The sequence below is a fragment of the Bacteroides sp. AR29 genome, from assembly GCF_900217715.1.
Lineage (GTDB): Bacteria > Bacteroidota > Bacteroidia > Bacteroidales > Bacteroidaceae > Bacteroides > Bacteroides uniformis.
The window spans coordinates 1-11,176 of sequence record NZ_OBMS01000041.1; the positions used below are offsets into that span (position 1 = coordinate 1).

Consider the following 11,176-nt stretch of genomic DNA (forward strand, 5'->3'; position numbering starts at 1 on the left):
GGAAATACGATTAAGGCTGAAAAGGCTGGTAGTCTTAATATTAAAGTAAATTATCTGTTAGTAAATGGAACTGTTGCAGAAGCTGCAGCTGCCAAGACTATTACAGTAACCTTTATATATGTTGCTCCTTCAACAACTTTAGGTGATGTAGAATGGACAGTAAATAAAACTAATGCTGATTTCTTCTTGCCATTGGGTGATATTCAAGCAGCTTTGGCTGGTTCAACTGACACTGACCTGCCTTCTGTTGCAAAGGTTGGAAGCATTACTTGGGCAGACGGCAAGGCTCTTACTGAAAAGACAATCACAGTAAACGGTGTGAAATATGGTAAGGATGGAACTGCATTCGATGAAAACTGGATTACAACAATTGATGCAAGCACTCTTTATGTTAAAAACAGTGCAGGTCAATATGTTTCAGCGGCTGGCTCTAAGATTCAGACCCCGTTGTACATCAAGTTCAATTTCGATTACACTAAAGCATTCCCTGCTGAAGAAAGCTATCAAATTGTATTGGGCTTGAAGAAAGCTGGTGCCACAGTAAACGCCTTTGAAATTCCTGTTAAGGTTACTATCAAGTCTCCGGCTGAGTCAGCTGTAACTCCGTTCAGCAGACTGTCTGCTTACTTCGTTGGTGACAACGCTGTAGCTTACGGTTCAGCAGATGGTACAGATGTTACTTATAACTTGTTCAAGCTGTACAAAGACATGGGTGCTGAAAAGACCAATGTAGCGTTTACTGAAACGCTTCACGAAATTGATGGACACACTTGTACACCATGGATTACAACAACCGGTGTTGCTGGTGATATCAGCGTTGAGGTATACGACAATGCTGCGGATGCAGACAACAGAGACAACGTTTACTCAACTCGTGAAATCCAGGCTGCTTATACTGTATTCGGCAACGTTCACATCGCTAAGATTGTAGATAAATTCAACTTGACAGTTAAGTCTGAAATCAAGGAAGGTGCCTTGGAAGCTACTGCAGCTGCAAATGCTTCTGGCAATGGTGTTAGTCCTATCAAGGTTAGCTTGAAGAACATCACTGCTAAGGATGTTTACGGAGAGGCTTATAACTTGACTCAGATGTATAAGAAATCAGGTGCTAATTATGTAGAGGATACAACTGAGCCTATGGATAGTAGAATCCAAAGCGTGAGAGTTGTTTTGGCTGATGACAATGCCAAAGAATATCTGGCTATTGAAGACCATGGTGGAAATCAGTTTGCTCCGACTGAGACTGACGCTTACTCTTACTTCTCAGTAGTGAAGAAGAGCGCAGAAACTGCATTGCAGAACGATGTTCCATGTAAGGTTTCTCTCGTTGTACTTGATAAGTGGGGTGCTACCACAACCACTACTGTAACAATTACTTTGAAGAAGTAAGATATATAGTACATAGATAGACTTGAGGGTATTCCGATAAAACGGAATACCCTCTTTTTTTCTCCAGAAATTTATTTTCCATCACTTTGCTTCCACACTTCCACCCACCTCCTGCATCCCCCTATCCATCGGCATTTGAGCTGCTGTGGAAGCAACCAAAAAAGGTGGAAGCAAAATCTGCTTCCACCTACTCAAAACGCCTAAGTTTTACCGTAACCTACTCGTCTCTACCATAATACCCCGTGCAAGGTACATAAATCGGTTGGTTCAGTTTTCCTGTATTCTCGAGCTTGCCTTCGCTGCGAAGCAGGCGAATATGAAGCTGTGCCGTAGAGCGCATCATTCCGCAGAGGCTCTGAAAATCACTGCGCGTAAGGAACTGATGCGTAGAGAAGTAGCTCGTCAGCCGCCTGTCAATCTCCTTGTCACTCAGTTTTTGGGAATGCTCATTCAGCCCCAGTGGTTTAGCTTTGATAGCGCCTATCTCATTCTTCAGTACCTGGTCGGCACGAAACTTGATGCCCTTCAGCTTAATCTTGGTGGTTTTACGTTTGGTCGCAGCGGTCACCGGCTCCGTGCTAGTCAGTACGGGATGAAAGTAACCGATACCGTCCAGATGCACCTGCCGCCCCTCGGCAAGGTCTTCCCCCATGACGTGCGACAAGGCATCCAGCACCGCCGAAACATCAGTCTTCGTCAACGAACAGCGTTCCTGAATCCGACGTCTCAGTTCGGCAGTACTGGTAGAGCCGTTCAAGCGGATGCGCGGATGAAGTATCTTTTCTTCCCGCTGTTTGTCTTTAGGTTCCGGGAGCTCATACCAATCGAATAAAATTGCCATAGTTCAATGTCTTTTAAGTTGTTGTACAATACGTTCGCGCCCTATGCGGAATAGGTGCGGGTTACGTACTTCATCCGTAAAAGCTTTGGGAAGAGAAACGCCTAACGACCATGAACAGCTCTGCTTACGGTCGTCAAGCGATTGCTTCATGGCCGTAAGCAGAGCTGTTCATGGTCGTTAGGCGTCATCTATTCCCTATACAAAAGTAGACAAACAAAGGGAGAAAAACAAAGGAATGCCTATGTTTTAAAAAAGAAATCCAAAGGTTTCCGATACCACGCTGTATAGTTTGTGGAAGCAGGGATTTATTTAATAATTATTCTACTGAATACTTGTTTTCCGCCTTCTGATATCGTATCTTTACGAGAATTATATTTACTTAAACAAGCTGACAAACAGAATGAAAATTACCTTGATTAGAGCAGAAAAAGAGAGCGGAAAGGAAGCCCTCAGCACCCTGGAAGCGGATGCACTGATTAAAAAACTGAAAACCGAAACCAAAGCCGGACATGTATCGACCCTCCGGGCCATCCTTCCTCAACTGGAGGGTACTTGCGCCCAATACGAACATATAGACAAACTGCCACGCATCTACCCTGCCGTGGAATATAGCCGTACACAAGAGGGAGAACGGCGGATGAAGAACTATAACGGACTCGTACAACTGGAAGTAAACCGTCTGTCGGGCATTGCCGAAGCGGAATATGTAAAGCAACAAGCCGCCCTGCTGCCACAGACCTTTGCCGCTTTCTGCGGTTCCAGCGGACGGAGTGCCAAGATATGGGTATTGTTTGCCCTGCCCGACGGCACAACGCCGAAGCGGGAGAGCGATGCCACCTTGTTTCATGCCCACGCCTACCGTATGGCGGTGAAGTGCTACCAGCCCTTACTGCCGTTTGCCATTACATTGAAAGAACCTTCCCTTACCCAGAGTTGCCGCATGACTCTGGACGGATATCCATACTACAATCCTGCCGCTGTACCTTTCTGCCTGGAACAGCCCCTCGGCATGCCCGAGGAAGAGAACTTCCGGCAACGAAAACTCGCAGAAAAGAATCCGCTGTTGCGGCTGCATCCGGACAGTAAAGCCTCGGACACCTTCGCCATACTCTTCGAATCAGCCCTTGACCGTGCATTCCGCGAATTGGACGGCTGGAAACGGGAGGGGGATTTACGGATACTGCTGGTGCCTCTGGCCGAACATTGTTTCAAGGCAGGCATCCCCGAAGAGGAAGTAGTCCGCCAGACATTGATGCACTATTACCGGGAAGCGGATGAATTCATTGTCCGTCAAACGATTCATAACCTATATCAAGAGCTTAAAGGCTTCGGGAAAAAGAGCAGTCTGACGCAAGAGCAGGAGAGCGTTTTCCGGCTGGAAGAGTTTATGGGCCGCCGGTATGAGTTCCGCTACAACACCGTTCTGGATGATTTGGAATACCGTCAGCGCGACTCCGTCCATTTCTATTTCAAGCCTGCTGACCAGCGTGCCCGCAGTACGGTCTCCATGAATGCCCTGAAGGAGGGTATCCGCGTATGGGACCGCGACATCAATCGTTTCCTTACTTCAGACCATGTGCCACTCTATAATCCCGTCGAAGAATACCTTTACGATACCGGCCGCTGGGACGGGAAAGACCGCATCCGGGCGTTGGCCGACCTCGTCCCGTGCCACAATCCTCATTGGCGGGAGTTGTTCTACCGCTGGTTCCTGGGCATGGTGGCACACTGGCGTGGAATGGACCGGCAACACGGAAACAATACTTCTCCTCTGCTTGTCGGTTCCCAAGGGTTCCGGAAATCTACCTTTTGCCGCATTTTGCTGCCACCGGAGCTGCGTTTCGGCTATACGGACAGCATCGACTTCAAGAGCAGGCAGGAAGCGGAACGCAGCCTGGGACGCTTTCTGCTCGTCAACATCGACGAGTTCGACCAAATCAACATCAACCAGCAGGGCTTCCTGAAGCATCTGCTGCAGAAACCGGTTGCCAACCTGCGCAAACCCTACGGCAGCACCATCCGGGAGATGCGGCGGTATGCCTCCTTCATCGGCACCAGCAACCAGAAGGACTTGTTGTCCGACCCCAGTGGCAGCCGCCGTTTCATCTGCATTGAGGTCACCGGCCCCATCGATACAAATGTCACCATCAACTACCGCCAGCTCTATGCACAAGCTCTGAATGCCGTAGCCAAAGGTGAGCGCTACTGGCTGGATGATGCCGATGAAGCCATCTTGAAGCGGACGAACCGGGAATTTGAACAGCTCACCCCACTGGAACAACTCTTCCACAGCCATTTCCGTGCGGCAGAAGAGGATGAGGAGGGGCAATGGATGATGCCCATGCAGATTATTTCCGCCTTGCAGACAAAGACGCGTGACCGTCTGGCTATCAATAAGGTGGCCGTATTCGGGCGGACGCTCAAGAAGCTTGAAATACCGAACAAGAAGTCACGGCAGGGGACGCTGTACCATGTAATGCCGCTGGATTAAATGCTCTGCAGTAACCCCGCACAAGCATCTTCCAGAATGTCCAGCACATACTCAAAACCTTCGGAACCGCCGTAATAGGGGTCCGGTACATGGTCGGCATGGGTAAACTTTGTACAGTATTCCGTCATGCGGTGTATCTTGCTCCATTCGGCGGTTGAAGGGGCACGATCTTTCAGGTCGTCGATGTTGCGGTCGTCCATACCGATAATCAGGTCGAAGTTGTAAAAATCCTCGGTACGTACGGGTCGCGAAAGATGCGTCAGATTGTATCCACGGCGGGCGGCATGGGCACGCATCCGGCTGTCCGGCAGTTCGCCCTGGTGATAGGACAGAATGCCTGCAGAATCGATTAAAAACTCATCCGCACGTCCGGCTTCTTCTACCAGATGCTTCATGACTCCCTCTGCCGAGGAGGAACGGCAAATGTTGCCGAGGCAAACGAAAAGTATCTTCTTCATATTTCTTTAGTTACGAGTTATTTACATCGGGTCTACATCATAATACACTATCAGCGACTTGAAGCGGTCTTCCGCCACCATCTCCTTTTGCACCTGGACGAGCAGTTCGCGGGCACGGGCCATCGGGGCATTGGTTTCTATCTTCAAGACAATCTTTCGGATGAACAGGGTCTGTACGCGTGCTACGGGCGGCTTGTCCGGTCCCAGCACACGGTTGCCAAAGACGGTGCGGAGCTTGGCGGCCATAGTCTGTGCCATGAGGTCGAGCAGGGTCTCGTTCCGGTTCTTCAGGTAGACATACACCAGGCGGTAGTAGGGCGGGTAGTGGAACATCTGGCGTTCGGCAAGCTGCCCGCCTACCATGGCTTCGTAGTCGTTGGCAATGACTTGCGGGATGATGGGATGGTCGATGCTTTTGGTTTGTAGCACCACCCTGCCGCGCTTGTTCTTCCGTCCGGCGCGTCCGGCAACCTGCGCCATCAGCTGGAAGGCGCGCTCGTAGGCGCGGAAGTCGGGATAGTTCAGCATGGTGTCGGCATTGAGTATGCCCACAATGCTGACGTGGTCGAAGTCCAGACCCTTGGACACCATTTGCGTGCCTATCAGGATGTCCGTCTTGCCTTGCTGGAAATCGGAGATGATGCGCTCGTAGGCGGTACGGGTGCGGGTGGTGTCCAAGTCCATACGGGCTACGCGGGCGTCGGGGAAGAGGGCTTTGATGTCATCTTCTATTTTTTCCGTGCCGAAGCCGCGGTTGCGCAGGTCAGTGCCCTCGCAGGCGGGGCAGATGCGGGGCAGTTGGTAGGTGTAGCCACAGTAGTGGCAGGTCAGTTGGTTCAGCCCCTTGTGGTAGGTGAGGCTGACGTCGCAGTTCTTGCACTTGGGTACCCAGCCGCAGGTGTTGCACTCTATCATGGGGGCGAAGCCGCGGCGGTTCTGGAAGAGGATGACTTGTTCTTTCTGTTCCAGCGCTTCGCGGATATATTGCAGGAGCAGCGGAGAGAAGGGACCTTTCATCATCTTCTTGCGGTGCAGCTCCTTGATGTCTACGGGGATAATCTCCGGCAGTTGTATCTCTTTATAGCGTTCTTTCAGTTCCACGAGGCCATACTTACCGGTAGTGGCGTTGTGCCAGGTCTCTACGGAAGGGGTTGCCGTGCCCAACAGAGTTTTGGCGCCATACATGGAGGCGAGTACAATGGCTGCATTGCGGGCATGATAGCGGGGAGCAGGGTCTTGCTGCTTGTAGGTGTTTTCGTGCTCCTCGTCCACAATCACAAGACCGAGGTTGCGGAAAGGAAGAAAGACGGAGGAGCGGACGCCGAGAATAATGTCATAGTCTGCTTCCGACAGCTGCTTCTGCCAGATTTCCACCCGTTCCGCATCGGGGAACTTGGAGTGGTAGATGCCCAGACGGGAACCGAAAACGCGTTGCAGGCGCTCTGTGATTTGCGCAGTGAGGGCTATTTCGGGCAGGAGATAGAGCACCTGCTTTCCTTGCCGGATGGTTTCTTCTATCAGATGAATATAGACTTCGGTCTTGCCGCTTGCCGTGACACCATGTAGCAGGCAGACGTTCTTGCTTTGAAAATTCTCTAAGATGGAGTGATAAGCGCGTTGCTGGTGCTCGTTCAGCGGGTTGACGGGGATGACTTCTTTGAGGAGTGCTTTGTCTATGCGACCTATTTCCTGCTGGTAGACTTCGAATACACCACGGTCCACAAGACCGTTGAATACGGCAGGGGTGGTGGAGGTGCGTTGCAGCAGTTCGGCTTTGGAGACTTCTTTTATATCTCGTCCGCTGAGGTAGCCGGAGAGTTCCAGATATTTCATCAGCAGGTCCAGTTGCTTGGGGGCACGGCGCTGCAACTCGTCGAAGAAGATGTGCAGGCGGTGTTCGTTGCGGGCGGCGGCGGTGAGGCGTACACGGGTTTCGGTCTTAGGCTTATAGGTACGGCGCAATTCTTCCTTTACGAAGATGGCCTCTTTGTCGAGCAGTGACTTGATGACAGAAAGTATGTTCTTGATGCCGGTCTCCTTCTCCAGTTTCGTCACGCATTGCTCCGGGTCGGCAGAGAGCATATCCAGTATCTTCTGTTCCTTCTCCGGCAGGCGGACATCGGATTCGAAATCGGGGTTGTACTCTACGATTGTTTCGCTTTCCAGCTTCAAGCCAGAGGGTAAGGCAGCTTTGTAGACGTCTCCTTGCGTGCAGAGATAGTAATCGGAGAGCCATTCCCAGAACTTGAACTGCCGCGGAAGCAGTATCGGGCGGGCATCCAGCAAAGCGGACACTTCCTTTACTTCGTATTCGGTGGGGGCGCAATAGTGCACGTTGCGCACGATGGCTGTATAGTATTTCTTCCGTCCGAATGGTACTACCACCCGGCAACCGGTCTGCACTTCATCCGCCCACTCGTCGGGCAGGGAGTAGGTGAAGCAGCTGTGCAAAGGCAAAGGCAATATGACGTCGGCGAACTTTTTCATCGTGGGGACAAAGATAGTGGAAAGTGGAGGGAGAATGAAATGAACGGGGGCATTTTTTATGCTGAGGAGAGGAGGAGGCTGTTGTGGATTTGGATGAAGATAAGGGAGGGATATATGGGTATTGCAGATTTTATGGGTAGGATGGGTGTAGAAGTATGGGGAAACTGGTGTAAGCGTTTTATAAGCTTTGTTCGATGTATTAAAATAAGAGTGAGTTAGTTATGGTAAAACTATGGCGTTTTGAGTAGGTGGAAGCAAAGTAGGGAGAAAAAAGTTTCTAGAGAAAAAAAGGAGGATGTTCGTTTTCGAGCATCCTCCTCTCAATTTATCTCACGTCCCACATCGTGGGACGTAATCTTGTCTACAATTCAATTATTGTTGTTGGAACGTCATAGTGAACGGAGTGTTCATGGTAACATCAACTTCATAATTGAAGTTATCCGTAAATACCAACTGAATCTTAGTCGGAACATCAGAACCTTGTGATGCATTTGACTTGGAAGTCAGTTGAATATGTGTTGCTTCCTTAATATCGCTAACAGTAGTATATGTTTTTTTCGAAGAATCATATTTGGCATAAGTAGCGCCTGCTACACATTCATAATATTCATCTACTCTATCATACTTATCACCTGTTAAGAAATGCAGGGTTACAGACTTCATGTAAGTATTTTCTTTAGTACCAGATGTAGTCATCTTAGTCAAGTCAAGAGCTTCTTTATACCAGTCGGTAATCTTAAGATCGCTAAATGCAATGTAGGTTGATTTACCGACAGCACCCGGGTAAGTTACCTTAGGAGCAGCTTTAGACCAAGCGAATGTACAATCGTAAATGTAGTTACCAAATTCAACAGTGAAATCAGTACCCCATGCCGGATTATGATCTACAACTTCCCAAGCTTTAGTTTTTGCATTATACTTGTTGCTGATCTTACCATAATTGTAATGAATAGCCATTGGGAACTTGGTTCCAAATGCCTCGTCTTTCGGATTAACCAAAGCAGCAGGAGCAGAGATGATGTTTGAAGCAGGAACGTAATCTACAACGACCTTAGAGGGATCTGAGTTGATTTCAGAGAAAATCAGATTAGCATATCCAGTAGTACCCGTTGCATCTTTAGCGATACCATGCCATACATTCTTCATGTCATATTCTGCTTGGGCATTGTTATAAACCGGATAAATCTTCAAGTTATTTTGAACCAGAATATTGGTATACGGATATACAGTAGCCGGGAAGGCTGGCAACGTCTTCGTGAACTTGATAGTAGAAACTGCTACAATACCAGATGTTCCATTCTTCGCAGTGATAGTTGCTGTGTAAGTCATATTGTCTTTCATCTTAGAAGCTACAACGTCGGACATTTCCACAGTAGCTACACTTGTGATAGTAGCTGCATCAATAAGTTTAGTGTCATCTGCTAACAAATTAACCACAACTTTCTTATTATTCTTGAAGATGAAGTTAGTGTAGCTGAAATCTGTTGTTACATCTGTGCCTTCTGCGTCTTTAATAACCATGCTGTATGTACCACCTTGAGCGCGTCCCCAGTTTGCAGTAGAGAATGCATCAGTCTTGCTGGATACAGTTGTTGCAAGAGGAGTAATAATCTTAGCATCCATAGTCAATGTCAAGTTTGCTACATTCTGAGCTGTTTCGCCTACATATACATAGAATGCTTTACCATCAGGATCTACCAAAGAACCGTCGTAGTTAACAGCATAAACACGGAAACCAATATAATCACCTTCGGCATTAACTCCTTCGGGAACAGTCAGTTCCAAAGAAGAACCGCTTGTAACTGTATTTAAGCCCTTAACACCATAAGATTTCCAAGCATTGATTTCAGAAGGAGCGCTTTCTACTGCACAATCACTATCCAATGTAATATAGAAACCGCGAACATTTTCAGCTACAGCTTCATCAAAGTTTACAGTAAATGCTTGGCCGGCTTTTACACTATATGCAGGGATTCCCTCTATATTTCTATGATCATCTGCATCAGCAATTACATTAATCTTTGAAGCATCATCATTTTTGATGATAGGTTCTGCCCAAGGACTATATTTTTCATCAGTATCCCATGCAAGTTCTTTATAAGAAACTTTTGTTCCATCTTCTGAGAAGGAGTTGTCCTCACCAGCCCAGCGGTTTCTGATTTCTGCAACCGATGTCTTGTCTACATTGAAGGTCAATTTGCGCAAAGCCTCTTTATTGTCGGCAGCAAGAATTAATCCGTATTCAGATACGACCTGTCTTAAATCTGTTGCACTATCGCCTATCATTACGGCATACAAGATGTCTTTATCTTTTTTACCATCCTTACCATAAGTAGCTGCTGCTGCTTTATAAGCATCTGCATCATAGTTGTCTACGAGCTTCACGGAGACTTTCCATAAACCATTGGCAGAAATACCTCTTGTAGTTACCAGTTCTTTATAAGCTTCAATATTCTTAACTTCCAGCAAACCATTCAGGTCATTCATCTGACTATTCACTAGCCTGATCATGCTTTTATCCAAAGTTGCATTTGTTGGAGATACACGAATAATAAAGGATTCTTCGAATGTTTCTTTATCACCCTTTTTAAATGAAATAGGTTCACCAGCCAGTTTGTCACCAAAAGTCCAAGTTCTAACAGCTTCGGCAGAAACTAAATTCAAGTCCACGTATCGTGTATTATATACATCCATAGTTGTCGTATATAAGGATACATGAGTAACTTTCTTATTCAATGCAGCAGATACTACATCCAATTTAGCACCTACGACAGCTGTTACTTGTTCTGCAATCTTCTGAATCATAGCTTCAGTCAACTCGCCTTCTTGCAAAGCTTCCAAGTCTTCAATCAACTTGTCGATAGCGTCTTTGTTGGCAGATACAGCTGCATCATTACTTGTTTTGTAATTTTCCAATGCAATAACTTGTGCTTCTACTGCAGTCAGTCTGTTTCCTAAAGCAACAAGGTCTGCATTCAATGCAGTGATTTTATCAGTCAAAGCTACATCTGCTTCAGCTAATTTAGCCAAGGTTGTTTCTGTAGTAGTCTTAAAGGCCTCCAATGTCTGAATACGACCTACAATTTTAGACATTTCTTCTTCTGCATTTGCTACTGCTGCTTTTACAGCATCAACATCATCTGCACTAGCTTTAATGGCAGCCTGCAACTCAGCTTTCACTGTTTCCAATTCAGCCTTTGCTGTTTCAATGGCCTTGTTCTGTGCTTCGAGCGCTGCTTTTTCTGCATCGTCCTTAGCGGCAGCAATTGCACTTTCCAAGCTGCCCTGAGCTGCTTGCAAACTGCTGATTGAGCTTTCTACAGCACTAACCTTGCTGCTTAAATCGCTCTTCTGGCCGTCAATTTGTTCCTGCAAGTCCTTGATGTCGTCATCGTAGTCCTTGCAAGACGTAAACGTTCCTGCAGTGCCAACCATTAAGGCGCTGAACAGGATTACACTTAAAAACTTCTTGTTCATAATTGAAAACTTTAAATTTATAAATTTAAAAAA

Annotated in this window: 6 protein-coding genes and 1 pseudogene; 2 read left to right on the top strand and 5 right to left on the bottom strand. The window is 47.4% G+C overall.

The features are described 5' to 3' along the window. Nucleotides 1-1,389, top strand: a pseudogene (locus CSD97_RS18215) (hypothetical protein); the annotation flags it as partial. A 217-nt stretch (nt 1,390-1,606) separates the two neighbouring features. Here the strand turns inward: CSD97_RS18215 and CSD97_RS18220 are convergent. Together CSD97_RS18220 and CSD97_RS18875 are read right to left on the bottom strand one after the other, a co-directional pair. Beyond that, nucleotides 1,607-2,230 (bottom strand): HU family DNA-binding protein, encoded by a 624-nt coding sequence (locus CSD97_RS18220; RefSeq protein WP_009037338.1) that lies wholly within the window; start codon nt 2,228-2,230, stop codon nt 1,607-1,609. A 3-nt stretch (nt 2,231-2,233) separates the two neighbouring features. Further along, nucleotides 2,234-2,380 carry a hypothetical protein gene (locus tag CSD97_RS18875; protein ID WP_155517626.1) on the bottom strand — a complete coding sequence of 49 codons (147 nt, stop codon included), beginning with the start codon at nt 2,378-2,380 and terminating at the stop codon, nt 2,234-2,236. Between the two features lie 250 nt (nt 2,381-2,630). Between CSD97_RS18875 and CSD97_RS18225 the strand changes: the two genes are divergently transcribed. Then, nucleotides 2,631-4,721, top strand: coding sequence for a BT4734/BF3469 family protein (locus tag CSD97_RS18225; protein WP_098032874.1), 2,091 nt, complete (start codon nt 2,631-2,633; stop codon nt 4,719-4,721). Here the strand turns inward: CSD97_RS18225 and CSD97_RS18230 are convergent. The 3 genes from CSD97_RS18230 to CSD97_RS18245 form a co-directional block, all read right to left on the bottom strand. Beyond that, nucleotides 4,718-5,179: a low molecular weight protein-tyrosine-phosphatase gene (locus CSD97_RS18230; RefSeq protein WP_005825832.1), complete on the bottom strand. Its 462-nt coding sequence runs from the start codon at nt 5,177-5,179 to the stop codon at nt 4,718-4,720. The genes CSD97_RS18225 and CSD97_RS18230 overlap by 4 nt on opposite strands. A gap of 21 nt (nt 5,180-5,200) precedes the next feature. Then, nucleotides 5,201-7,666 carry a primosomal protein N' gene (priA, locus tag CSD97_RS18235; protein ID WP_022400592.1) on the bottom strand — a complete coding sequence of 822 codons (2,466 nt, stop codon included), beginning with the start codon at nt 7,664-7,666 and terminating at the stop codon, nt 5,201-5,203. A 372-nt stretch (nt 7,667-8,038) separates the two neighbouring features. Further along, on the bottom strand, nt 8,039-11,143 hold the full coding sequence (locus tag CSD97_RS18245) for a cell surface protein (protein ID WP_098032875.1): 3,105 nt from the start codon (nt 11,141-11,143) through the stop codon (nt 8,039-8,041). Nucleotides 11,144-11,176: the final 33 nt, after the last annotated feature.

Coding starts and splice junctions, on each gene's coding strand:
- priA (WP_022400592.1), bottom strand. CDS start 7,666: ATGAAAAAGTTCGCCGACGTCATATTGCCTTTGCCTTTGCACAGCTGC.
- CSD97_RS18875 (WP_155517626.1), bottom strand. CDS start 2,380: ATGAAGCAATCGCTTGACGACCGTAAGCAGAGCTGTTCATGGTCGTTA.
- CSD97_RS18245 (WP_098032875.1), bottom strand. CDS start 11,143: ATGAACAAGAAGTTTTTAAGTGTAATCCTGTTCAGCGCCTTAATGGTT.
- CSD97_RS18230 (WP_005825832.1), bottom strand. CDS start 5,179: ATGAAGAAGATACTTTTCGTTTGCCTCGGCAACATTTGCCGTTCCTCC.
- CSD97_RS18220 (WP_009037338.1), bottom strand. CDS start 2,230: ATGGCAATTTTATTCGATTGGTATGAGCTCCCGGAACCTAAAGACAAA.
- CSD97_RS18225 (WP_098032874.1), top strand. CDS start 2,631: ATGAAAATTACCTTGATTAGAGCAGAAAAAGAGAGCGGAAAGGAAGCC.